The sequence below is a fragment of the Pontibacter sp. 13R65 genome, from assembly GCF_047525655.1.
Taxonomy (GTDB): domain Bacteria; phylum Bacteroidota; class Bacteroidia; order Cytophagales; family Hymenobacteraceae; genus Pontibacter.
On record NZ_JBLIQL010000022.1, the window covers coordinates 45,694 to 70,336 of the forward strand.

Annotated in this window: 13 protein-coding genes; 7 read left to right on the top strand and 6 right to left on the bottom strand. The window is 45.4% G+C overall.

Annotated features, from left to right (window positions below; genetic code table 11):
• Nucleotides 1-74: 74 nt before the first annotated feature.
• The 3 genes from ACMA1I_RS19420 (at nt 75) to ACMA1I_RS19430 (ending at nt 3,930) form a co-directional block, all read left to right on the top strand.
• Entirely contained in the window at nt 75-1,334 is a 1,260-nt protein-coding gene (locus tag ACMA1I_RS19420; RefSeq protein WP_337070139.1) for a pyridoxal phosphate-dependent aminotransferase, read from the top strand.
• 443 nt (nt 1,335-1,777) lie between these two features.
• A complete protein-coding gene (locus tag ACMA1I_RS19425; RefSeq protein ID WP_337070140.1) occupies nt 1,778-2,941 on the top strand; it encodes an iron-containing alcohol dehydrogenase in 1,164 nt (387 codons plus the stop codon).
• A 182-nt stretch (nt 2,942-3,123) separates the two neighbouring features.
• On the top strand, nt 3,124-3,930 hold the full coding sequence (locus tag ACMA1I_RS19430; RefSeq protein WP_337070141.1) for a DUF1206 domain-containing protein: 807 nt from the start codon (nt 3,124-3,126) through the stop codon (nt 3,928-3,930).
• Between the two features lie 91 nt (nt 3,931-4,021).
• Here the strand turns inward: ACMA1I_RS19430 and ACMA1I_RS19435 are convergent, their stop codons facing one another.
• The 3 genes from ACMA1I_RS19435 to ACMA1I_RS19445 all read right to left on the bottom strand — a co-directional run bounded on the left by ACMA1I_RS19435 (nt 4,022) and on the right by ACMA1I_RS19445 (nt 8,833).
• On the bottom strand, nt 4,022-6,961 hold the full coding sequence (locus ACMA1I_RS19435; protein WP_337070142.1) for an FAD-binding and (Fe-S)-binding domain-containing protein: 2,940 nt from the start codon (nt 6,959-6,961) through the stop codon (nt 4,022-4,024).
• Nucleotides 6,962-7,352: 391 nt separating this feature from the next.
• Complete coding sequence (locus ACMA1I_RS19440; protein ID WP_337070143.1) at nt 7,353-8,246, bottom strand: YsnF/AvaK domain-containing protein; 894 nt, start codon at nt 8,244-8,246, stop codon at nt 7,353-7,355.
• Nucleotides 8,247-8,290: 44 nt separating this feature from the next.
• Nucleotides 8,291-8,833, bottom strand: coding sequence for a YsnF/AvaK domain-containing protein (locus ACMA1I_RS19445; RefSeq protein WP_337070144.1), 543 nt, complete (start codon nt 8,831-8,833; stop codon nt 8,291-8,293).
• Nucleotides 8,834-10,000: 1,167 nt separating this feature from the next.
• Between ACMA1I_RS19445 and ACMA1I_RS19450 the strand changes: the two genes are divergently transcribed.
• The 3 genes from ACMA1I_RS19450 (at nt 10,001) to ACMA1I_RS19460 (ending at nt 18,068) form a co-directional block, all read left to right on the top strand.
• Nucleotides 10,001-10,627: a hypothetical protein gene (locus ACMA1I_RS19450; protein ID WP_337070145.1), complete on the top strand. Its 627-nt coding sequence runs from the start codon at nt 10,001-10,003 to the stop codon at nt 10,625-10,627.
• A gap of 2 nt (nt 10,628-10,629) precedes the next feature.
• The gene (locus ACMA1I_RS19455; RefSeq protein ID WP_337070146.1) at nt 10,630-12,798 is read left to right on the top strand and encodes a flotillin family protein; all 2,169 of its coding nucleotides are present in this window, start codon (nt 10,630-10,632) and stop codon (nt 12,796-12,798) included.
• 323 nt (nt 12,799-13,121) lie between these two features.
• The gene (locus ACMA1I_RS19460; protein WP_337070147.1) at nt 13,122-18,068 is read left to right on the top strand and encodes a DNA repair ATPase; all 4,947 of its coding nucleotides are present in this window, start codon (nt 13,122-13,124) and stop codon (nt 18,066-18,068) included.
• A 309-nt stretch (nt 18,069-18,377) separates the two neighbouring features.
• On the opposite strand, the gene ACMA1I_RS19465 is transcribed toward ACMA1I_RS19460, so the two are convergent.
• Both ACMA1I_RS19465 and ACMA1I_RS19470 read right to left on the bottom strand, forming a co-directional pair.
• Nucleotides 18,378-20,735 (bottom strand): glycoside hydrolase family 127 protein, encoded by a 2,358-nt coding sequence (locus tag ACMA1I_RS19465; protein WP_337070148.1) that lies wholly within the window; start codon nt 20,733-20,735, stop codon nt 18,378-18,380.
• 371 nt (nt 20,736-21,106) lie between these two features.
• Nucleotides 21,107-22,246 (bottom strand): BamA/TamA family outer membrane protein, encoded by a 1,140-nt coding sequence (locus tag ACMA1I_RS19470; RefSeq protein WP_337070149.1) that lies wholly within the window; start codon nt 22,244-22,246, stop codon nt 21,107-21,109.
• 726 nt (nt 22,247-22,972) lie between these two features.
• Between ACMA1I_RS19470 and ACMA1I_RS19475 the strand changes: the two genes are divergently transcribed.
• Nucleotides 22,973-24,196, top strand: coding sequence for a PQQ-dependent sugar dehydrogenase (locus ACMA1I_RS19475; protein ID WP_337070150.1), 1,224 nt, complete (start codon nt 22,973-22,975; stop codon nt 24,194-24,196).
• Between the two features lie 142 nt (nt 24,197-24,338).
• Here the strand turns inward: ACMA1I_RS19475 and ACMA1I_RS19480 are convergent, their stop codons facing one another.
• Nucleotides 24,339-24,569, bottom strand: coding sequence for a hypothetical protein (locus ACMA1I_RS19480; RefSeq protein WP_337070151.1), 231 nt, complete (start codon nt 24,567-24,569; stop codon nt 24,339-24,341).
• Nucleotides 24,570-24,643 lie beyond the last annotated feature (74 nt).

Genomic DNA, 24,643 nt, shown 5'->3' on the forward strand with positions numbered 1-24,643 from the left:
CACCGGAATTAAAATTTCGGAAGTAATTTGTTTGCAATGCATTCCAAATGTTTAATTTTGGAAAATTTGATTTTATGATACAGCGGAGTTCGCGGCTCGATAACGTGTTTTACGAAATACGTGGGCCCATTTATGAGAAAGCGCAAGAGCTTGAGCGCCAGGGTTACAAGATTACAAAGTTGAATATTGGAAACCCGGCGCCTTTTGGATTTGATACCCCAGACGAAATCATACATGATATGATTCTGAACCTGCGCAACGCGCAAGGGTACACCGACTCCAAAGGTCTTTTCGCGGCCCGCAAAGCAGTAATGCACTATATGCAAAGCAAGTCGGTGCGCGATGTGAAGATTGACGACATCATTATCGGCAACGGCGTGAGCGAGCTTATTCTGATGTCGATGCAGGCGCTGCTCAACAATGGTGATGAAATTCTGATCCCGTCTCCGGATTACCCACTCTGGACAGCTGCTGTCACACTATCGGGCGGCAAGGCTGTGCATTATCTCTGCGATGAGGAGTCGGACTGGTACCCGGATGTAGCTGATATGGAGAGTAAGATCACGAGCCGTACAAAAGGTATCGTTATCATCAACCCTAACAACCCTACCGGAACCGTTTACCCAACCGATGTGCTGCAGAAGATCGTGCAGCTGGCAGAGCGCCACAACCTGATTATTTTTTCAGACGAAATTTACGATAAGATTTTATACGACGATACCGCCCATTTCTCTACAGCGGCACTCTCCGATGATGTGCTGTTTCTGACTTATAGCGGCCTATCTAAAAACTACCGTGCTGCCGGTTTCAGAGCAGGCTGGGTGGTTATCAGTGGCAAAAAGTCTATTGCCAAGTCTTATATAGAAGGGCTTAATGCCTTGGCCAGCATGCGCCTGTGCAGCAATGCACCAGCGCAGTTTGTAATCCAAACGGCTTTAGGCGGCTACCAAAGCATCAACGACCTGGTGTTGCCAAAAGGAAGGCTGCGCCGCCAGCGGGACGTGTGCTACGAAAAGCTGACTTCAATTCCGGGCATTACCTGCGTAAAGCCCAAAGGAGCATTTTATATGTTCCCGAAAATAGATGTGAAGAAATTCAATATCCTGGACGATCAGCAGTTTATACTGGATCTGCTGGAAGAGCAGCGGGTGCTGATGGTGCAGGGCAGTGGCTTTAACTGGAGTAAGCCCGACCACTTCAGGGTTGTGTACCTGCCTACTGTAGAGGAACTGAACGAAACCATGGAGAAACTTGCGCTATTCCTGGAGCACTACAAAGGGTCCAAAACTATATCGCTTCCAAAAGGGCTGGAGGTTGGCATGGATGTTAACTAAATTGATTCAGCCCGATTCATCTTTTTAGAAACAGCAAAGGCTCCTGCTACAGGAGCCTTTGCTGTTTCTAAACCATTAACTGTGTCGGAATTAAAATTCTTCGTCTCTAAATCAGTTCCTTAGTACTTGCCGGGGACACATTCTACTCAAATTATTCTAATGAAAATGCCCTTCCAGAGGGGTTAAGGTTGATTTTTCTCCAGGCATCAAGCTGTTCATCAGTTAGATAAACCTGAACCTAAGACTAACTATTCTCATCAAAAGCAGGTTAGGAACTTAAAACCTATCAGTGAGTTTTCACGCTACTAAAGCAGGAGGGGCCGGTGTGCTTCTGCCAAATTGGCTGTAATCAGGATCATTCCTGCAGTTTATAAATTTCGGCCCGCAATTAGTTGTTCACTATAGCACATGCATAATCAAAACAAAGAATTCAATCCAACGACATGAATAATTTTAAATTTTATAATCCGGTAAAAATCATTTTCGGAAAAGGTACTATTGCAGAAGTAGCTAAAGAAGTGCCTGCAGGAGCGCGCGTTCTGATGACGTACGGAGGTGGCAGCATCAAGAAAAATGGGGTATACGACCAGGTACTGGCTGCCCTTAAAGAACATACTGTTGTTGAATTTGGCGGCATTGAACCTAACCCTCATTACGAAACGCTGATGCAGGCAGTAGAGTTAGCTAAAAAAGAGGATATTGATTTTATATTGTCGGTAGGTGGTGGTTCGGTGCTGGACGGCACTAAATTTATTGCCGCCGCTATTAAGTTTGAAGAAGGAGATCCTTGGCGCTTTTTAGCTGAAAAACAGGCCGTAAAGGTAAAAGCTGCGGTACCTTTTGGAGCCGTACTAACCTTGCCTGCCACAGGTTCCGAAATGAATTCGGGAGCCGTTATTACCAAAGCGGAAACAAAGGAGAAGCTGACATTTGGTAGCCCGTTTACCTTTCCTAAATTCTCGGTGCTCGATCCGGAAACAACCTTTTCGCTGCCACCACGCCAGATCAGCAATGGTGTGGTAGATGCTTTTACTCACGTAATGGAGCAGTACCTGACCTACCCTGTAAACGCTCCTCTGCAAGACCGTATAGCCGAAGGTGTGTTGCTGACCCTGATAGAGGAGGGACCGAAGGTACTGGAAAATCCATCTGATTACGAAGCTATGGGCAACTTTATGTGGTCTGCTACCATGGCTCTGAATGGATTGCTGAGCGCCGGTGTACCTACCGATTGGGCTACACACATGATTGGGCATGAACTCACCGCTCTGCATGGCATCGATCATGCCCGTACCCTGGCTATCGTTTTGCCATCGCTACTGCGTTACAAGAGCGAGACCAAAAAAGAAAAGCTTTTGCAGTATGGCGCCCGCATCTGGAACATTAAAGATGGAACTGAGGAGGAGCGGATCGAAGAGGCCATTCAGGCAACAGTGCAGTTCTTTAACTCTCTTGGCGTGCCAACTACCTTACATGAATATGAGGTGGAAAGTAGTACCATTGCCGAAATTGTAGCACGCTTCGAGAGAAGAGGCGTACGCAACCTGGGTGAGCGAGCCGATATTCAGGTAGAGGATGTAGAAAAAATCCTGACCATGAGTTTATAATAACCTGCCTTCTCTGAAAAGCCGCCCACAACTAATGGGCGGCTTTTTTATGAGTGTTAGTAGACTAATGAGACAGTATAATGCGAACAAGTGCCAATACCAGGCTTATTTTCTGAACCTCCAACGCAGAAACAAGTAAACTAAATTTCACTAACATTTGCATCCAATATTTACCTGCCCCCATGTCCAATAATGATAAGTACAAGAACTTGGTATTCCATCTGGCCCGATTCGGCTGTTTTGCTATTGGTTTGGTTTATATTCTGATCGGGACTTTTGCTAACCTATCCTTATTTCGGATGGCTAGCGCATCGGCTGACGAGGAACGCATGCTTGATTTTTTGTTGGATTTTACCCTCGGTGAAATTGCTGTTTGGGTAGTGCTGCTTGGAATGGTAGCCTATATTGTTTGGCGTATTTTTGAAGCTATAACCGATCCGTATGAGTTTGGCAGCGACTTAGGTGGACTGTCGAAGAGAATAGGAGTGGCTCTAAGCGGGGTAGGCTATGGCTTTATTGCCTATTCTGCGATAGATGTGCTTCTGGGCAATGGCGGTAACAGCGAAAAAGAAAGGCAACTCTTGATTTCGCAAATTTTGTCCTGGAATGGCGGGAGCATAATAGTAGGTGCCATGGGGGCTGTTACAGCATTGGCTGGGTTGGTTCAGTTTTGGTTTGTGGTAAAAGGAGATTACCAGAAACGCATCGACATTGAGCACCTGGCTACTTATCAGAAGCGCCTGCTCCATGTATTGGCTTGGGCCGGCTATTTTGCAAGGGGAATCATTCTGCTGGTGCTTGCCTACTTTATGATAAGAGGAGCTGCTAAATCAAATGCAAATGCCATAGGAGACACAGACTCCGCCTTTGATTTTATTGGGGGAGGCTTTTGGGGCGATAGCTTGTTTTTTCTGGTCGCGGCCGGCACCATTTGCTATGGTTTGTTTATGTTTATTTTTGCCGCTTATTATAAGTTTGAAAAAGACTAAATGAAAAACAAAAGGTAGTACACTCTTCGAGTACTACCTTTTGTTTTTCATTTAAAATAGTGATAACCTCTTTTGCAGTCTTAATCAAAAGCTACTTTAGAGCATTATACAGAACCTCAATCGGGTGCAGAGCTTTGCGGCCGGTGCCATCATGAATCTGGTGGCGGCAGCTCGTGCCTGGGGCTGCAATAATCACCTCCTCTGGCTGCTGACGCACAGTCGGGAACAGCACCAATTCGCCTACCTTCATCGATACGTCATAATGTTCGGCCTCATATCCAAAAGAACCAGCCATACCACAACAACCTGAGGGTATTACTTCTACTTTGTAATTAGCCGGCAAGGTGAGCATCTGCTGCGTGTAAATCACTGACGATAATGCTTTCTGGTGACAGTGGCCATGGAGCTTTATCAGCTTCTGCTCATCTTTAAATATATCTTTTTCGATGCGCTTATTTATTATCTCGCGGGCTATAAACTCATCGAACTGCAGGCAGTTAACAGATAACTTTTTAGCGTCTTCCACTTGATCTTTCTCTACCAGGTCAAGATACTCATCGCGGAATGAAAGGATAGCAGACGGTTCTACTCCTACCAACGGCGCATCTGCTGTTATTACATCTTTCAGCAGGGCCACATTCTGTTGCGCAATTTTTTTGGCATCGCGCAGCAAGCCTTTCGACATGAAGGTGCGGCCACTTTCCTCGTGCTTCGGAATTTCTACTTCGTAGCCTAGCTTCTCTAGCAGGAGCACAGCCGTTTTGCCAATGTGGGTGTCGTTGTAGTTGGTAAACTCGTCGCAGAAAAGGTAAACCTTTTTGTTACTCTTCGGCTGATTTGCTTTTTTCCTTTTATGCTTTTTAAACCAGCTTTGCAGCGTTATTTCCTGTAGCAAAGGCAAGGTTCGTTGTGGGGCAAAACCCATCATTTTTTTAGCAATACCGGCTGTCGTCGTGTTCTTGAAAAGGAAGTTGTACATGCCAGGAGCCAGAGCAGCCAGTTTGTTCAGATTAGTGAAACTGCCCACCATACGTGTCCGGAATGGCACTCCGTTGGCATCGTAGTAGTGCTGCAGGAACTCTGCTTTCAGCTTGGCTACATCTACGTTAGATGGGCACTCCGATTTGCAGCCTTTGCAGGAGAGGCACAGGTCCATTGCTTCCTTGATCTCTACATGGTCGAAGCGGTTCTTTTTGCTGGAGTTTGTTAAGAATTCCCGCATTACGTTAGCGCGACCGCGGGTAGTATCTCTCTCGTTGCGGGTGACCATGTAGCTAGGGCACATGGTGCCACCCGTCAGGTGCGTTTTGCGGCAATCGCCGGAACCATTGCAAAGCTCGGCTGCCCTCAACACCCCATCCTGCTGCCTGAACTTGAATACTGTATCAAAATCCGGTGTCTGTTGCCCTGGCTCATAGCGGAGCGAGGTGTTCATAGACGGTGTGTTTACAATTTTACCCGGATTGAAGATATTGGCTGGGTCCCACACTCGCTTCACTTCCTCCAGCAGTTTGTAGTTTTCTTCCCCTATCATAAAGGGAATAAACTCGCCGCGTAAACGGCCATCGCCATGTTCGCCACTTAGGGAGCCTCTGTATTTTTTTACCAGGCTCGCAATTTCTTCGGCAATGGTCCGGAAGAGCTTATTGCCTTCTTCTGTTTTAAGGTTAATAATAGGGCGCAGGTGCAGCTCACCTGACCCGGCGTGCGCGTAGTGTACGCAATACAAGTTATACTGCTCCAGCGTCAGGTTAAATTCTCGGATAAACTCTGGTAAATCGTTTACGTCTACGGCCGTGTCTTCTATTACAGCCACTGGCTTGGCATCGCCAGGTACGTTTGAGAGCAATCCGAGACCGGCCTTACGAAGAGTCCAAACCTTTTTAACGTCGGGTCCGAAAACTAGCGGATAGTGGTAGCCGAGGTTGTTTTCTTGTAGTTCTGCTACCAGGGCAGCTGCACGTTGATCTATTTCTTCTCTTGAGTCGCTGGAGAGTTCAACTACCAGAATGGCACCCGGATCGCCCTGCACAAAAAAGCGGTTCTGGCTTTGCTCGATGTTTGTTTTAGTACACTCCAGCACATAGTGGTCCATAAGTTCGCTGGCGGTAGGTTTAAAGCGCAAGGCCACCAAGTTCGCCCGCAACGACTCATCTACGCTGTTGCAATGCACACAGAGCAAACCAATCTCTTTCGGAGGAAGTGGATCCACATGGAGTTTTATTTCTGTCAGGAAGGCAAGGGTACCTTCTGAGCCTGCTATCAGTTTACAAAAGTTAAAAGGCTCTTTGCCAAAAGTAAAAGGCTCTGACTCCAGCAGCATGTCGATGGCGTACCCGGTATTGCGGCGCTGTATACTTGGCTTTGGAAATTCGCGACGAATGTTCTCCTGCGTCTGTTCATGTGAGAGCATGGCTTTTGTTGCCTGGTAAATGCGTGTCTCCAGTTCACCAGAGGTGTTTTCGCCACGGCATTTTGCTTCAAACTCCGGTAAAGTAAGTTGCCCGAATTCTGTTTCAGTGCCATCGCTCAAAATAGCCTTTACCGATAGCAGGTGCTCGCGCGCACTGCCATACACTATCGAGTTTGAGCCGCAGGAGTTGTTGCCTACCATACCGCCTATCATGGCTCTGTTGGCTGTAGAAGTCTCCGGGCCGAAGTACAGGCCGTGAGGCTTCAGGAACATGTTCAGTTCATCGCGGATAACGCCTGGCTGCACCCGCACCCACCCCTCCGCCGAGTTTACTTCCAGAATCTGGGTAAACGTGCGCGATACATCTACTACTATGCCACTGCCTACTACCTGCCCAGCCAGCGAGGTGCCGGCGGTGCGGGGTATAAGCGAGGCTCCTTCTCTGCGGGCAAAGGAAATAAGGGTTTTGATGTCGGCTTCTGATTTAGGGAAAGCGACAGCCAAAGGCATTTCTCGGTAAGCGGAGGCATCGGTGGCGTACAGGGTACGCATGGTGCTGTCGAAATGTAGCTCACCCTCTAATTGGCGGGAAAGCTGCTGCAGTTTTTGTGAGTTCATGTATAGTAGCCCGGCTCAATCTGCCTGCTCTTTATAGCGGTAGCGTGCCAGTTAGAAAATCTTAAAAAAATCGAACGAAATGGTTGAAGAAATCATAAACGGCTTTAGAAGCTTACCCTGTTGGTACTGTGCAGCACGAACAAAACATCGTTCACATGTTTCCACGACCCGAAGGTAAGTTGAACACAGGTAAAGTCAAAGTGGCGCATGCAGAAAGAATGTAGTTTTTGTAAGTTGTATGCTTTATTTCTGGTATTTATTAGAAATTTTAAACTGTTTTATTAGAAATTTGGCAGAAAGATAGCATTATTAAAAATAGAAAAGGCAGCCAACATAGTGGCTGCCTTTTCAGAAAATTAAATGCTATTTTAAGTTTGTTTTAGCGCCTGTATTAGCGGATAGCAGGGTTTCCTGGTTCTCTGTCGATGTCGCTATCTCGGTTCGGATTAAGCTTGTCTACATCTACTTCCGTCTTGCGCTCAGTTCCACGAACGGTTTCTTCATGAGATTCGGTTCTTTTGCCAACCCTCACTTCTTCCACCACCCTTGCTTCTTTGTTCACGATAGGAACTTCGGCATGTTCTGTAATGCGGGTTTCGCCTTCCTTAAAGTTTTGAATATCTGCTTCGGTGGCAGGACGATTTACTGGGTTGCGCTCTACAAAAACATGTTCTTCGCGCAGTCTCAGTTTCTCCTCAACTGGTCGTTCCAGAATTCGGCTTCTCAGGTGTACACCTCCGGTTTCCTGTACGCGTTTGCCAACTTGCATATGCTCTTCCACAATCGGAATGGAAGTTTCTCCTCGCTCAAAATCACGATCTAAAGATCCTGTGCTAGCGCTTGAAGCAGTGGTGGCACCAGTTGCACCCTGGTTGGTTCTAAGGCTACGCTCCTCCACATCTACTGCTCCACAGCTATCCATTGTTTCGGCTACACGCTCTGCCTCTTCTTTAGAGTTGGCATGCACCGTTACAATCCAGCTCTTTTGCGCAGCGGTAGTATACTTTCTGGCCTCATCTTTATCGTCGAAGAGGTTATGAAAGAAATTGCTGACACTACCTGATTTGTCGCGGTTTTCATAACCTTGAGATTGCTGAGATGGAGTGGCAGTAGCACCAGGTGCAATGCCTGCAGCACCAGCGGCTGTGGCAGATGGTTGAATACTATCAGAATCGTTATGTAATATATCTATCGATGCTGGGCTAATGTTACTGCTTTGTAAACTTTGAGCAGCCATTTGCGCATCTATACCTTTATCGAATATTCCTACAACTGTTTGTGACATAATGAATTTAGATTTTAAGTTAAATAATAAATAAAGCCCAGGATTTAAGTTCGTGGGGTATCTTTAGAAACCCGGTTTACATGCAACTCTTCTTTCAAGAGGGTTACTTGCTCCGAATCGTGAGTTGTTTCCAGTTTCTTTGTTATATGTAATTCCTCTACAACAAAAAGCTTTTTTACCACCACCAGTTCTTCGCGAAGTACCGGTATAATCATGGTATCGCCTTCGTGCCGAACAGCAGCAGGGGCAGTGTCTACATATTTGTTTATTGGTACACGTTCTATGTGCACATGCTCTTTGGTGGTGGGCACGTCTATGGTAACATTGTCTTCATGCACCTGCTTAGAAATGTACACATCTCCCGTCTCTACCACTCTTTTGCCTATCTCTACACGTTCTTCAATTATTGGAATAGTGGTGTCGACCTCTTCTGTGGTTCTGTTATTCCTAATAGTTGTATCATCGTTTACCACATCAGGTGCACTAGCAGGATGTGACAAATTGTCCCGGTTTTGGGTTTGGTTTGCATTTCTTTGGAGCTTCTGCTCAAACTCATCTTTTAAATCAGTGTCTTTAGATTTATCCATGTCGTTTAAATATGTACATATTTTTATATAGACTTTGTTTTTTGATGCCTTGGGCGCTTTGTTTTTTTACGGGCACTACCAGGGAGGGTTATGACAAAAAGTCAATTGAAAGGAAGAGCAATAGTAGAAAAGGAACAAAAAGAAGAGTTTGTGTTGATATTAAATCTTTAAGTTAGAGTATGGGTAAATAACGTGAATCTTTAATTATAAGAGGTGAGAGAACTTAATTAGAATGTAAACTTGCTTACCTAATACGTGGATTAAAGAGCAAAATTCATAATTTAATAACCTTGAAAAAATATTATTTTGTCTGTCTTTAACATGGTATGCTAATTTTACATAGGGGAAGTATAAAAGAATCGTTTTACTCTGTAGGTGGTTTTAGTGAAAGCAAGCATATTAGGAAGTACTTCAGAGCCCTGCCAATAGAGGAAAGGGAGCCAAATTAATAAAGGTAAAGAAGCTGATGCTCTGAAGGAGGCAAAGTCAAGTCACTTTTAGAACCGGAATCGTTTCTAAAAGTAGCCGGTTCTTTATAAAAGCCTAGTGCTGCCTAGCGTCTTTATTGAGAAAAAATACTCGGAGAGGCCTTTTTCATTACAATAATTTGAGCGATAGATTTGCAAATTTGAGTACTGATTACACTATTATAGCAAGGTGGGTGATGCTTATGCTTTGGTTGAATATCAGCAGCTTACACAGCAATAACATACGTTTAAGTGCAATTCTACATGAGGTAGATTTTATTAAAAAGAGTAAATTTTTTTTGGATTTTAATGGTTATAGTTTGAGAAATTCTAAAAAATAACCTACTATTATACAAAAAAATGTTCAAACAATTGAAATTGCTGCGGGTCGGGGCTTAGCGGAGGCAACGCACTACTTATATTTAGAGTTACGAGCAATTCAAAAGTTCTCTTTATTCTTAGGAGGGCTTAGCTTTCTAACATAAGAGGTAGCAAGTGGGATTAAAGAAAACAATACAAGCTGTTGTACCTTTTGCCTTGAGATAATTAAACATCCGGCTGCCTGTTTCTACAAGTAGCTCTCCATTTTCCTGAATGATTTATTCAATTCTGGGTTGAATAAGGCTTTAAATTTACAGACAGGTTCTCCGCTGTTGGAGCACCATCATAACACTGCAAACCATATTTTAACATAGATTCAATGTCGGAACTATTCGAGGCTGCCTTTTCCAGCGTCAATATTATCCCTACCGCGATGCTGGTGTTCGTGATGCTCTATTGGATAGCAGTAATCCTTGGAGTAGTCGGCCTCGATTATTTTGATCTGGAGCTGGAGTTCAATACAGCATCGGAGGCAGTTACATCTGTGAGCTGGCTCAACTCAGCACTGGCTTTTTTCAACTTGGGTCGCATTCCGCTGATGCTCTTCCTAACGTTTCTAGTACTGCCCGTTTGGACTATCTCTATCCTGGCGAACCATTACCTTGATAATTCTTCCGTCTTTCTGGCATTGGTACTATTGGTGCCTGCCTTCATCATAGGGCTGTTCGTGGCCAAGATTCTTACTACGCCTTTTATCAGTCTATTTGATACAATGGAGAAAGACCATACTTCGGCTTCTAATATAATTGGAAAGCTCTGTACTGTAATTGTTGCTGCAGATGGCCATGAGCTGGGGCAGGCTACTATTAAATCAGCAGATGGTTTACTCCTGCTAAATATAAAAACATCCGCAGGGCAGTCTGTGCGAAAAGGCGACAGGGCCATTGTATTGGAATACGACAAACCGCATAAATTTTACCTTATAGAACCTTACCAAAACGATTAACCATGATTGAACAAGTATCCTGGTCTGTCACCATTATGCTGGTGGTAGCCTTCATTGGCTTGATTGCCTTTGTTATTAAAATGTATCAGAAAGCCATTCAGGGCGAGGCGCTTGTGCGCACCGGACTTGGGGATACACTAGTATCTTTTTCTGGCATTTTTGTAGTGCCCGTCATCCACAAACTAGAGGTGATGGACATTACATTGAAGACTATTGTTATATCCAGAACTGGGGCAGAAGGGTTGATCTGTAAGGATAATTTACGAGCCGATATAAAAGTGAACTTCTTTTTACGTGTAAACAAAACGCCTGAAGATGTTATCCAGGTGGCGCAGTCTATAGGATGTAAGCGTGCTTCTGATCACGCAGCCCTGGAAGGCCTGTTCGACGCGAAGTTTTCGGAGGCACTTAAAACAGTGGGTAAACATTTTGATTTTGTAGACCTCTACCAAAGTCGGGAAGAATTTAAGCGCCAGATCCTGCAAACTATAGGAACCGACCTGAATGGCTACGTGCTGGATGACTGCGCGATAGATTACCTGGAGCAAACGCCTCTTACGCATCTCAACGAGAACAACATTTTGGATGCAGAGGGTATCAAAAAAATAATTGACCTCACCGCCAAACAAAAAGTACAGGCCAACCTGATTGAGCGCGAAAAACAGAAAACAATTAAAAAGCAGGATGTGGAAGCCCAGGAAACCATTCTGGAACTGGAGAAACAGCTTGCCGAGAACGAAGAGAAGCAGAAGCGTGAAATAGCCAACATTAAATCACGGGAGTTTGCCGAAATGGAGAAGGTGCGCCAGGAAGAACGCTTGAAGGCGGAGAAGGCACGTATCATTACCGAAGAAGAAGTAAAAATTGCAGAACAAAACAAAGACCGTCAGATTTTGGTAGCGGAACGTAGCAAGCAGCGCACCGATGCCATTGAAACAGAACGGGTAGAGCAGGCTCGCATGCTGGAGGCAAACGAGCGGGAACGCATTGTGGCACTCGCACAGATAGAAAAGGAAAAGGCGATAGAAGAAGAACGCAAAAACATTCAGGGCATTATCCGTGAGCGGGTTACCGTGGAGAAAGCAGTGGTGGAAGAGGAAGAGAAAATTAAAGACACCAAGGCATTTGCAGAGGCAGAACGTGAGAAGGCAGTTGCCATTAAAAATGCGGAGAAAGAAGCAGAGCAGTCGTTGGTGAAAGAAATTAAAGGTGCTGAGGCTGCCCGTAACGCCGCTGAGTTCCGTGCCAAGCAAATGCTGATAGATGCAGAGGCGGAGCAGGCAAGTGCCAACAACAGAGCGCAGGCAATAAAAGTGATGGCAGAGGCAGAGGCTGCCCACGCAGCAGCCCTGGGCTTGTCTGAAGCACAAGTAATGGAAGCCAAAGCGCAGGCCATGCAGAAAGAAGGAGAAGCCGAAGCGGTTGTAATAGAACTACAGGCCATAGCAGAAGCCAAGGCCACCCGCGCTAAAGCAGAAGCGCAAGCCGAAGCCAATGAGAAGTTAGGCCTGGTTGCAGCTAAAGTAACCAAAGAACAGGGGCTGGCCGATGCCACTGTAATTGAAAACAAAGCGGCAGCCGACGAGAAGAAAGGTTTAGCAGAAGCGCGTGTAACAGGAGAGAAGTTTACTGTAGATGCCAAAGGCATAGAAGAGAAAGCCGAAGCAATGCGCAAACTCGATGGCGTGGGCAAAGAACACGAAGAGTTCAAGCTCCGTCTGGATAAGGAAAAATCAATTGAACTGGCGCAAATTAATATTCAGAAAGACATTGCCGCCTCACAGGCTTCTGTTATTTCGGAAGCGCTGAAGGCAGCTAAAATAGATATTGTGGGTGGCGAAACTATGTTCTTCGACCAGATTGTAGGTTCCATCACCAAAGGCAAAGCTGTCGACAGGTTAGTTGGCAACAGCAACGTATTAGGCACAGTGAAGGATGCGTTTTTCCATGTAAACAGCAACGGAGACATCGACTTTAAAACCAATCTCCAAAACTTCGTGAATCAATTTGGTATGACTACCGATGATGTGCGCAACCTGAGTGTATCGGCGCTGCTTCTGAAGATGATGCAAAACAGTGCTGATGAGAGCACCCTCAACACCCTAAAACAATTAACCTCCACCGCAACCGCCATGGGCATTGCGGATAAGCCTTATATTTCTCTGAACTAAGGAATAGGTGAATTTATAGGGATAAGGTTAAGTAACAAGAACACACCTCACTGTTTTTGCTACTTAACCTGATTTATTTCTTTTTAGGTATTCTAGAATCTGATTCAACTGACAGAGAGTAAGGGCTTCCTGTATTGTTGCTGAACTAGATTCCAGCCCCTGAGGGTAGCTTCAAAGCCCACGCCTTGGGGGTAATCAGTTTGTGCAAACATTTAAGATGCAGCTCTAGCCAAGAGGTTACTGATGTATCGATACAAAACAGAATAATCTCAGCTCGATTGAACCAGCCAAAACCATTGCCGATAAAGCCAAACTTTCCACCCATGGAAGACAATACTACAACCACTACAAGTCCAGAAGCAGCAGAAGTTGTGCAATTGGAAGGTGGTACCTATGAAATACTACGCAACCGTTTGCAGAAAAACGGAAATGAGCTGCGGGCATTACTGGAGCAACTGAATCAGGAGCGAAAAGGTGTATTTGGTGCCATCGAAACGGCCCTGCTTACAACAGAACGTATTACCACCGAAAACAACTGCGTACCAATGGATATGGTGCCGGTCGGTTATTGTATGGTATTCGGGTACAATGTACATCTTGGCCTGAAATCGGAGGTGGAGCTGTCGGATGTTTTTGGCGTTTACACCTACGAGGGCCATTCTTTCCATCAGCAGTCACTGGAACTGCTGCAACATAACCAGTTTGTAGAAGATTTTAAAAAGCTTTATAAATATTACAAGAATACGCAGTTTGTAAAATTTGCCGTACTTGGTACGCACCTGTTTATGGTGTTCAGGGTAGGCAAAGGCCTAAACGACATCAAAACGTTTAAATGGCTGCTGCAGGACGATGCCATTATTTACCTTGACAACCGCAGCGACCATGAGTTTGTGTTCCCAAACCAGTATGACTTTAGCTGGAAACGGACCTTACGGGAGTCGCAGCGAAAAGGCAAGTTTCCTCATGTTTCCATCGAGGACAAAGTATTTGTAGAAACTACCGGGGGCGACCTGACAATTAAGGTGGAAGATAATACCGACACAGGCCAGGGCATTTATGCAGAAGAAGTAGAAGATAAAGACCAGACTCTCGACGATTCTGAAATCTATTATTCGATTATCGGCAACATCATTATTCTGAAAATACGCCCTTACCGCGAAAATAATTACCGGTACATAGTCTACAATGCCAAGTTGAAAGAGGCGCGACGCATAGACGCGCTGGAGCATAGCTGTGTGCTGTTGCCAGACGGCCAAGGAATTATTTATGCCTATGGCTATTATCTGCAAACTGGCGAGTTTAAAGAATTCGACAACAACCTGCAGGACATGCTTTTCGAAAAACGGATCGCATCACCAAACGGCGAAGATTTTCTGTATATTTTTTACAACAAGGAGCTGGGTCTGTACCTGTTGCTGTCTTACAACCTGATCACACAGCAAATAGAAACACCTATTATTTGCCACGGCTATGCTGTTTTTGAAAATGGAGAGCTTTGTTATTTCCGGGCCGATGAGGAGCCTCAGAAACACCATGCCATCCAAATATGGCAAACACCTTATATCGGGCCCAACTTTATAATTCCGGTTACGCAAGAGTCATACCTGTACAAAATAGGCAACAAAGACATTGTAAGCGCCATGTCCGAGAGCAACGAGGTGCTGGCCCTGCTGCAGAAAGAAGATTCTTACGAGAACCTGTACCTCGACCTGATAAAGAAGACAACCGATGTGTTGGACTCGTACCATTGGTTGAATCGTGCTGAAACCTACAACCTGGCAGCCCCTATGTCGGCTATTCGGCAAACGGCTACAGCGGCTGTAGAAGAATTTGAGAAAGTTACCAGTATAAAGAAAAATACAAAGCAGCAGTTGGAGGAGGTGCTAGGTAAAGCGGATTCGCTGCTGAACTTGCTGAAGTTCCAGAAGGCTGAGCACATAAATGATTATGTGCGGTACCTGGCAGAGCTGCGTACCATCCGAGGAGAAGTAGTGTCACTGCGGGACCTGCGCTATGCTGACCTCATGAAAATTGAGGCTTACGAGGCACAGCTACAGGATTTTACTCAAAATATTTCCAATGCCACCGTTACCTTCCTACTGAAGCCCAATGCCCTGCAGCCCTACGAGGAGAAAGTGCAGCACATTCACGTTGCCATAGAGGCGGTAGTAAAGGTAATAGAAGCCGATGCCATAGACAAAGAGGTAGCTGCTGTAGCACTTGAGCTGGAAATGCTGATAGATGTGGTCAGTAACCTTAAGATTGAGGATGCCACCCAAACGACCAGCATTATCGATACCATTTCTTCAATCTACGCCACCTTTAACCAGGTTAGAGCAGCTCTGCGCCGGAAGCGAAAAGAGCTACTGACACAGGAAGGAAAAGCAGAGTTTAGCGCACAACTGAAGCTCATTAGCCAAAGCGTGATCAACTACCTGGATGTATGCGACACGCCTGAGAAGTGCGAAGAATACCTGGCCAAACTTATGGTGCAGCTAGAGGAACTGGAAGGCAAATTTCCGGATTTTGAAGATTTTCTGGAGCAGATAACTACCAAGCGGGAGGAAATATACAGCGCATTTGAAACAAAGAAAGTAGCGCTACAGGAGAGTCGGAATAAACGAGCCAATAGCTTGCAACAGGCAGCAGACAGGATGCTAAAAGCAATCCAGAGCCGCATGAGCAAACTTAGCAGTGTAACTGAAATTAACGGCTACTTCGCCTCCGACCTGATGATAGAGAAGGTGCGGAACGCAGTTGAAGAATTGCTGAAGCTGGGCGATACTGTTAAAGCCGATGCCATTCAGAGCCGTCTGAAAACCTTGAGGGAAGACACTGTTCGGCAGCTAAAGGATAAGCAGGAACTGTTCTCTGAAGGCGCAAATATCATTCGCCTGGGTAAGCACCAGTTTACCGTAAACAACCAACCGTTGGAGCTGAGCATGGTGCACCGAAACGAGGCCATGTTCTTCCACCTTGCCGGCACCAGCTTTTTTGAGCGCGTTACTGATGAGGTTTTTCAGAGTTATAAGCCGGTTTGGGAGCAAACATTGGTATCTGAAAACAACCAGGTGTACCGGGCGGAGTTCCTGGCTTTCAAAATACTGGAAGTAGCCCAGGATAAGAAAATACTGCAGCAGGCTCAGAAACTGAAACAACCGGCGCTTGCGATAGACGAATTGTATAAATTAACGGAAGCAGAGCTGATAGCCTATACGAACCAGTTCATGGCTATACGTTTCAGCGATGGTTATTTAAAGGGTGTGCACGATCATGATGCTGCCCTTATATTGGAAGCCTTAACACGTTTTATTAAAACCGCTGATCTACTTCGATACCCATCTGCTGCCAGGGCCTGTGCACAATTGCACTGGAAGGCGTTTGTGCCGGAAGATCGCAAAGTCAGGCTTCATCATCAGCTAAAAGGCGTTGGTGCCATTCTGCAGGTTTTTCCCGATACGCATGAGTTCGATGCTATAAAGGAGGAGCTTCGTGCAGAGGTAGCGACTTTTCAGCAGGAGACTGGACTTTGTACGGATGCAAGAGCAGAAGAGGCAGGCGATTACCTGTTTTATGAACTCACGCGAGGCAACCAGTTTATTATAGACCATCAGTCAGCGGAACTGTACGCGAGTTTCAAGCATTACCTGGCAGAACATAAAGTAACAGCGGCTTTCGAGGCATCAGTAAAAGCGCTGGCTGATAACCCTGTACAACGGTTCGAGCTGATTCAGCACTGGCTCAAAGCTTTCATTACTCATGCTGGTTTACATAATAAATCAACTTATATAACAGAGGCAGCTGTGCTGTTATTTACCAACAGTTATCACCAGCAGCAGGTGGTTCATACGGTGCTGGAGGCAAAGCTGCGCCCAATGCTGGGAACACACCCGCTTCTTGAGCAACAAACCTATGAGCTACAGTATTATAGTTTTGTAGAGAAGATGCGGCAGTACACCACTACCACTGCCAAAGCCTTCGTTGAATTTACCGACCTGAAAAAGCAACTGAGCCACCGCTTTGAAGAGGAACTACGGCTGCAGGAGTTTAAGCCTCGGGTTCTGTCGTCTTTTGTGCGCAACAAACTCATAGACCAGGTATACTTGCCGTTGATCGGGGCTAACTTAGCCAAGCAAATGGGTACGGCAGGAGAGACCAAACGAACCGACCTGATGGGCATGCTGCTCCTGTTGTCGCCGCCGGGCTATGGCAAAACCACCCTTATGGAATACATAGCCAACAGACTGGGACTTATATTTATGAAAATAAACGGACCTGCCATAGGGCACTATGTTACAGCCCTTGACCCATCTGAAGCACCGAATGCTGCTGCCCGAGAAGAGCTGGAGAAATTAAATTTATCGTTTGAAATGGGCGACAATGTGATGATTTACCTCGATGATATTCAGCATTGCAACCCGGAGCTGCTGCAGAAGTTTATCTCGCTTTGCGATGCCCAGCGCAAAATAGAGGGTGTGTATAAAGGCCGTAGCAAGACCTACGATTTCAGGGGGCGCAAAGTATGCGTGGTAATGGCCGGAAACCCTTATACCGAAACTGGCGAGAAGTTCCGCATTCCGGATATGCTTGCCAACCGCGCAGATATTTACAACCTCGGTGATATAATTGGCGACACGGAGGAAGCCTTTAAGTTAAGCTACATCGAAAACGCGTTAACCTCAAATGCTATTCTGGCTAAGCTGGCGGCAAAGAGTCATAAAGATGTGTTTGCGATACTGCAACTGGCACAAACCGGTAACAGCGAGGGACTGCAATTTGAAGGCCACCATTCACCTGCTGAACTAAGTGAATATGTGCAGGTACTGCAAAAGCTGCTTAAGGTACAGGACGTGATTCTGAAGGTGAATCTGGAGTACATCCGGTCGGCGGCGCAGCAGGAAGAATACCGCATGGAGCCGGCCTTTAAGCTACAGGGTTCCTACCGCAACATGAACAAGCTGGCTGAGAAAGTGGTACCGATTATGAATGAACAGGAACTGCAGACGCTGATTTTATCGCACTACGAAGCGGAGTCCCAAACGCTAACTTCCGGTGCCGAAGCCAATATGTTTAAGTTTAAGCAGCTCATTGGCATTGCCACCGAAGCAGATTCGCAGCGCTGGGAAGAGATAAAAACGACTTTCGTGCGTAACCAGAAACTAAAAGGCTTTGGCGACAACAACCAGGTTGGGCAGGTGCTTACGCAGCTGGAGAATATTTCTGAAGGGTTGGTGGGAATTAAGGAGGTAATGCAGGGACTGAAGGAATAGGTAAGTTTGGGTTTTCTCTGCAGTCCCCAGTAAACCTCAGGTAGAGCAAAGTAGCAACTGATTGAATAGGAAGAAGTTAGGTTTTTAGACTGCGTAGACTTTCTCCTTTCAAACTGTTTCAAATTACTACCTTTCCTCTTGTACAACCACAAATTACGCTATTGCTAAACTTGCGGCATAGGGAGAGCTTTTGTTGGAATGGACCTATCAAATGAAAAAAAATCAGCCTCTCTACCAAACTATATGGCAAAGAGGCTGAAAACTCCAACTCTGAGATAGAAGCCCTTCTTCGACTTCTATCTTAATCTGCTACTTCATCAACCTCACATGGTAAATGCCACCTGCTACAGAACCTTTATGGGCTACAAATTTTACGGTCAGCTTTTCTGATTGCTGCACTTTTTGGGGCAGTTGGTAATCTTCCTCATAAAATGTATCACCTTTTGAGCCATCCAGCTTCACTGTTTTTACCAGTACATCGTTCACCAAAATATCGAAAGAGCGATCTTTATCCTGCCCGAAATAAGTGATGCGGAGCATTTTGGCTTCGCGGTTTTTGTTTCGGAGGTCGTAGCTGAACCATTTGGTGGCGTGGCGCCAGAAGCGGTTCTGGTGCGTGCCCATATCGGTGCCTTCGCCTTTAAAGTTATGGTCCGATTCGGGTTGCTGCTCCCCGGTTGCCACCTGGTCTACTGTTTTCGTTTCCAGAGCCAGCTTTTCCTGTTCTGCCTGCTGTAGGAGCAACTGTTGCTTTTCCTTTTCTTCGGGTGTGAGTACCGGCCAATATAGCATGTACCGCGCTTCGTGCACCTGGAAGAAAGGAATTAACTGCACGTTATTAAATTTTTCCGGAGAAACAGCCGCAGCAGTAAATGTTAAAGGTTTGCCGGCTACTGGTTTTAGGGTGGCAGCTGCTTCGGGTTTGTTCGCAACAATTACAGGAGCCTGGTCGATGGGGTACATGGGGCCATTGGCCACGTGCCCCATCCGACTGCCATCGCCCCACAGGCCCGGTATATCGGTCGTGTCGGTTATTGCGGCCAATACTATTGGGCCATGAACAAAGGAGGCCCAGGAGGAGCCATCAGGCAGAAATTCTGCCTCTGTGTGCATGGGCAAGGCAAGCGTAATCACATCCCCGTTTTTCCATTTGCGGTCGATGCGTACAAAAGAAGAGGGAGCAGCATCTGTTTTTATTTCTTTACCGTTTACCTTTACCTTTAACTCACCAGCTTTAACCCAGCCCGGATAACGGAGGTTTAGCGTAAACTTTTGAGATTTCTTCAGCTTTAGTTGCAGCTGAGAAGACTCTTTGAACGGAAAGGAAGTTTTTTGCTGCAGGGTTAAGCCTTTTTCTTTCCATTCCAAAGTGGAAGGAATAAATAAGTTCACATAAAGATCATGGAAAGTATGGGCATAAATAAGTTCCCCATACTTTCCATGATTTTCGAGGCCGGACCCTACACAGCACCAGAAATCTTCCTGGGTATTAGAGTACACGCGGTAATGCCGTGGACGCATGGGCGTAAAGTAGACAAACCCGCCCTTGGTTGGGTGCTGCGAAGACAATATGTGATTGTACAAGCCGCGCTCATAGTAATCGAGGTACTTTACATCGGGGTTCGTAGCGAACAGGAGCTTTGTAAGCTTCAGCATGTTATAGGTGTTGCACGTTTCCGGACCCTGCTCCGATTCGATCATGGATGTAAAATTGTCGGCCGGATGAAAGTGCTCTCTTACGCTGTTTCCACCAATCGATACGGTGCGCTCGTTTATGACCTTGTCCCAGAAAAAGGTAGCGGCTTCATCCCAGGCTTTGTTATCTGCGACATCGGCCACACGTTTGTAACCTATAACTTTAGGAATTTGAGTATTAGCGTGCAGGTTATTGAGCGCATCCTTTTGTTCGAGTAGCGGATTCAGGATACTCTGGTGAGAAAAGCGCTCCGCCAGCCGTAGGTATTTCTGGCCGCCGGTTATTTCGGCTACATCTGCAAAAGCTTCGTTCATGCCGCCATGCTCGCTGCGCAGCATTTGCTGCATCTGGGCGTCGGTCAGGTTTTGAGTTATGTCAATACACCAATCCGATAGCTTTACCAGCACCTCCAGGGCTTGTCGGTTCCCGGCCACTCTGTAGGCATCTGCAAGGCCTGCATACAGTTTATGAATATTATAGAGTGGTACCCACTTTTTATTTAGTGAAAAGTTGTCGGCCTCTATGTTGCCGGCTGCAACCTGCTGCCACATGGCTTCACCACCCGGTATGCCGCCTACATAGCCATTGCCGTTTTTTTGCTGACATTTAGCCAGTTCATCTACCATGTAGTTGAGCCGCTGCAACAATTCTTCGTTTTTGGTAGATGCATACATCAGCGATAAGGCTGTAAGGTAGTGCCCCCCGATGTGCCCGTCCAGACCGGTGTTTTCCCAGTTACCGTAGCTTTTGGCCTTCGGCTGTAAACCAGCTTCCTGCAGAAAAGGGGCTAACAATCGATCAGGCTCCAAAGCCAGAATATACTGCATATCTGTTTGCTGAGCCTTAAGAAAGGGGCTTTCTTGCAGAGATACGGCTGTTAATGGAAAATACTGAAGGGCAGGATTTGTTTGGCTGTAGCAAAAAGGTGCTACGGCAAGCAGGGCAATTGAGAAATAAAGCCTTATTTTCATTTATTTAAGAAGCATGTGAAACTAACCAAAGTTAGTAAATTTTTTTAACTGTTTGATTGACAATAATAAATTAGTGGCAGCACATTTAGTTAAACGGTTACAGTCTACTGTTAACCAAGGTTCGATGCCTGAATTATTCTAATGAAAATGCCCTTACAGATGGGTGTTGGAATTCAAGGCTCTTAGGGTAAACCTATAAGGAAGAAAGACTATATGAACTCAGGCAAGCATCCATTAAGGGCTGCTACTAAAGAATAAGGCTCCGGAGGGCCGTTTTCATTAGCATAATTTGCAAGCAGGATAAGGCTCTTGTGCAACACAGTCAAAGGTGCCACTAATTAAAGAAAGGAACAATGCAGATTGGAATAGTTTTAAAACGACTCCCCAATAAAGATATAGAAGCCTGATCCTTCTTTGGTGAATGCTACATCCAGACGCGTGAAAATATCTTTTTTAGGGAAGAGCAGGTAACGCAAGCCACCGCCTCCTGCTACTTGTAGGTGGCGGGCATTTAAGCTGTTAAGGTCCGGGAATACTGTTCCGGTGCTGGCAAATACGGCGGCTCCAATTCTGTTAGAAAAGCTCAGGGGAAGCGGCAGAAACCGGTATTCTACCTGTGCGGCCAATTGGTTTTTATCGCGAAAACGGCCCAGGTAGTACCCGCGCATCATACTTTCTCCACCCATTAGGGCCAATTGGTTAAAAGGTACGTTTCCTATATTAAATTGCCCCAGCAACTGCGCTGCCAGCACGTTGTTTTTGTGAATGGTTTTGTAAATACGGGTATCTGATGTAATGGCCGCAAAAGTATAGTCGCTGGTCCAGAGCCTGTTGTAGCGAATAAACGCCAGCTCCGAGAAAAGCCCTTCCCGCACATTCAAAATGTTATGGCGATTGTCGTAAATAATGCCCATGCCAAACCCTAAATTAGAGGAGCCCTCGCTGCCTGTTGGCATGGCTAATGGGGCTTCTGAATCAGTGTTAAACCTAACAGAGCCGAGCCGTTGATAATCTATTTCAATGCCCATGTACAGGTTAGGCCTTGCTCTGCGCAAAATCCGTTCTTTTACCTGCAACTGACGGGCGTCTACCAATGCCAGATAATTTTCGGGCGAGGTTGGGCCAATACCATGGTAAAGCAACGGGAAACTCTGGTAGCGGATGCGGCCCAACGAAAACCACTTGCTCTCATGCGAGTATAGTGCGTGGTCAAACCAGATGCCGTATTGGTTTTCCAGAGTCAGAAAACTGAACCCGTTAATTTCACTTAGCCGATTAGCAGTGTCGTTCTTAGCATAATAAACATAGAGGCTGCTAAGGCCAATTTCCCAGCTTGTTTCAGGAGAGTATGCCAACGTAGGATACACCAGAAACTGAGGCTGCGAAACATCGCTCGTATCGTTTACCAGTTTATTAAAATACCTGCTAACGATATTGTTTTTCTGAGCATTGGCACCTGTACTGATGAGTGTACACAGTACAAGGCAGAGCGAAATTATGTAGAATTTCATAGTTTAATGTTTCGCGTAGGCAATAATTGCAGCAAATTACACCTCCTTATGATTCGTTCGTGCAAGGCTAAATATATCCTTAAACAAAAGAAGTGCAGGAATGTTGAACTGTATTTTAATTAAGATGGATGTTGTAACTCAGGTGCGAAGTTACACAATAATCGATTAAAGTGTATCTGCTGCTGATGGTCGAATTCTGCGATGCCTTCACAAATTTTATTCACTAAAGTAGTGTGCGCTAATAGAGGCTTTAGGTTGCCGCTTTTCCTATCTTACTCTATAGCAACAACTATTTCTTAAGTATTTTTCTATAGAAGTATAGCTTGCCTGGAAACTAAGTACATCTTGGGAGAATTAAATAATAGCCACGCCAAGAGCTAGCCTTTCTAGGGTAGACATGTAACAATAGCAACAATTCAGATGATGAACCAAAAAAGATGGTATTAATATATGAAGTGTATATATTAGGGATATTATGTTTTTGAATTTATTGCAAATCTTGCTTTTGAAATTTCTCTATTAATAAAACTGGTGTTAGAATAATCCTACAATATAATTTTGTTCTCAAACCTGCTCTGGATATTTTCCTGTAAAGCGCGTTTTTATGCCCAGAACCTCCTCTGCATTTGATCGTAACCTTAAGTAGTATTTGATAAGTTATATTTAATATAGTTTATATAGCTGTTTTTAAATAAGTGAATCTATGAAAACAATAATTACTTTAAAATGAGAAACTGGATTAAATCAGGAGTAGTAGTAGCTACCTTAGCTTTAGGAGTTATTGGATGTAGCAAAGACGATGATTTCTGGGACTGGATGGTTCCGGAGACAGATGATAGTCCCACCACCTCCCAAATTTCTGGCTACGTATTCCGCCCAGCTGTGGCACAACCCACAGATGCCAATGTGCAGCAACTGCGTGTGCCGCAGGGATTTCAGGTTAATAAATTTGCAGAGAATGTAGGCAAACCCCGCATTATAGTGGCCGGCAGCAATGGCCATATTTATGCAACCGATCGTGAAGCAGGCAAAGTACTCCTTCTGCAAGACACTAATGGAGATGGTGTGGCCGATCGGAAGGAGACAGTGGCAGAAATTAAGCAGGCTCACGGTCTCACCATTCATGAAGGAAAACTTTACATTGTTTCGGTGAAGGAATTGTATGCTGCCACCATAAATCCAAATGGAACTTTAGGGCAGCCGGAACTACTCCAGGATGACCTGCCGGATGGTGGGCAGCACCCGAACAGAACCATTGCTTTTGGTCCGGATAACAAGCTCTATATTTCGGTTGGAAGTACCTGTAACGCCTGCACTGAATCAAATCCGGAGCATGCTACAATGCTACGTGCCAACCCGGACGGCTCCGACCGAAAAATATTTGCTAGGGGCCTGCGCAATACCATCGGCTTTGGCTGGCATCCGCAAACTGGAGAACTTTGGGGCATGGACCACGGAACCGACTGGCTTGGTGACCAGGAGCAGAAAGAAGAGCTAAACAAAATAGAGGAAGGCAAGCATTATGGTTGGCCTTACATCTACGACGATGGCAAATACAACCCGTTGGAGCGTCCGCAGGGAGACACTACCTACCAGCAATACCGCAACATGACTACCATTCCTACGCTACTTTACCAGGAAGCACATGCAGCCCCAATGGATATGGTTTTCTATACTGGAACAAGCTTTCCGGCCGATTATCAAGGTAGTGCCTTTGTGGCCATGCGCGGCTCCTGGAACCGCAGTAACCCGGTTGGTTACAAAGTGGTGCGCTTGATATTTGAAAACGGACAACCAAGGCGGTTCGAAGATTTCCTGACCGGTTTCCTGATAAACAATAACCAGTCACATTTCGCTCGCTTAGTAGGTTTGGCTGTTAACGAAGATGGTTCGTTACTTGTGTCTGACGATACAAACGGCGTGATTTACAGAATAGCTTACAGACCATAAAAAACTCCTTATTTAAATTGTGAAGAAGCCTCTGTTTGATAGTAGCAGAGGCTTCTTTTATTTTCAGGAGATTAGGAAATTAAAAAGGATATGCCTGGAAAAACCTGAGCCGGTGTATGGAGGGAAATTAATGATAATACATTTACTTCCTGATTTGGCTGGCCAGTAGGTCTTTAAAGAGCCTCAGCTGAAATTCTGGAGAAAAGCCATGTTGTACACCTTCCTCAATGTCCCGCTCCATCTGTTCGTAAGTAAGTCCATAATCCTTTCCCATACTATCTATTAATTCTTTGAAAGTATAATCAGACATGAAAGGAGTACGAAGCACTTCAAATACACTGTCTATATGTTTTCTATATTTTAACTGGGGCATTGTTTACTTATGAAAATGATATGCGATATTATATGGTATTGTCTTGTTTTCAAAATTTATGAATAAAATATTTC

Coding starts and splice junctions, on each gene's coding strand:
- ACMA1I_RS19430 (WP_337070141.1), top strand. CDS start 3,124: ATGTCCAATAATGATAAGTACAAGAACTTGGTATTCCATCTGGCCCGA.
- ACMA1I_RS19470 (WP_337070149.1), bottom strand. CDS start 22,246: ATGAAATTCTACATAATTTCGCTCTGCCTTGTACTGTGTACACTCATC.
- ACMA1I_RS19435 (WP_337070142.1), bottom strand. CDS start 6,961: ATGAACTCACAAAAACTGCAGCAGCTTTCCCGCCAATTAGAGGGTGAG.
- ACMA1I_RS19455 (WP_337070146.1), top strand. CDS start 10,630: ATGATTGAACAAGTATCCTGGTCTGTCACCATTATGCTGGTGGTAGCC.
- ACMA1I_RS19420 (WP_337070139.1), top strand. CDS start 75: ATGATACAGCGGAGTTCGCGGCTCGATAACGTGTTTTACGAAATACGT.
- ACMA1I_RS19450 (WP_337070145.1), top strand. CDS start 10,001: ATGTCGGAACTATTCGAGGCTGCCTTTTCCAGCGTCAATATTATCCCT.
- ACMA1I_RS19465 (WP_337070148.1), bottom strand. CDS start 20,735: ATGAAAATAAGGCTTTATTTCTCAATTGCCCTGCTTGCCGTAGCACCT.
- ACMA1I_RS19460 (WP_337070147.1), top strand. CDS start 13,122: ATGGAAGACAATACTACAACCACTACAAGTCCAGAAGCAGCAGAAGTT.
- ACMA1I_RS19475 (WP_337070150.1), top strand. CDS start 22,973: ATGAGAAACTGGATTAAATCAGGAGTAGTAGTAGCTACCTTAGCTTTA.
- ACMA1I_RS19425 (WP_337070140.1), top strand. CDS start 1,778: ATGAATAATTTTAAATTTTATAATCCGGTAAAAATCATTTTCGGAAAA.
- ACMA1I_RS19440 (WP_337070143.1), bottom strand. CDS start 8,246: ATGTCACAAACAGTTGTAGGAATATTCGATAAAGGTATAGATGCGCAA.
- ACMA1I_RS19480 (WP_337070151.1), bottom strand. CDS start 24,569: ATGCCCCAGTTAAAATATAGAAAACATATAGACAGTGTATTTGAAGTG.
- ACMA1I_RS19445 (WP_337070144.1), bottom strand. CDS start 8,833: ATGGATAAATCTAAAGACACTGATTTAAAAGATGAGTTTGAGCAGAAG.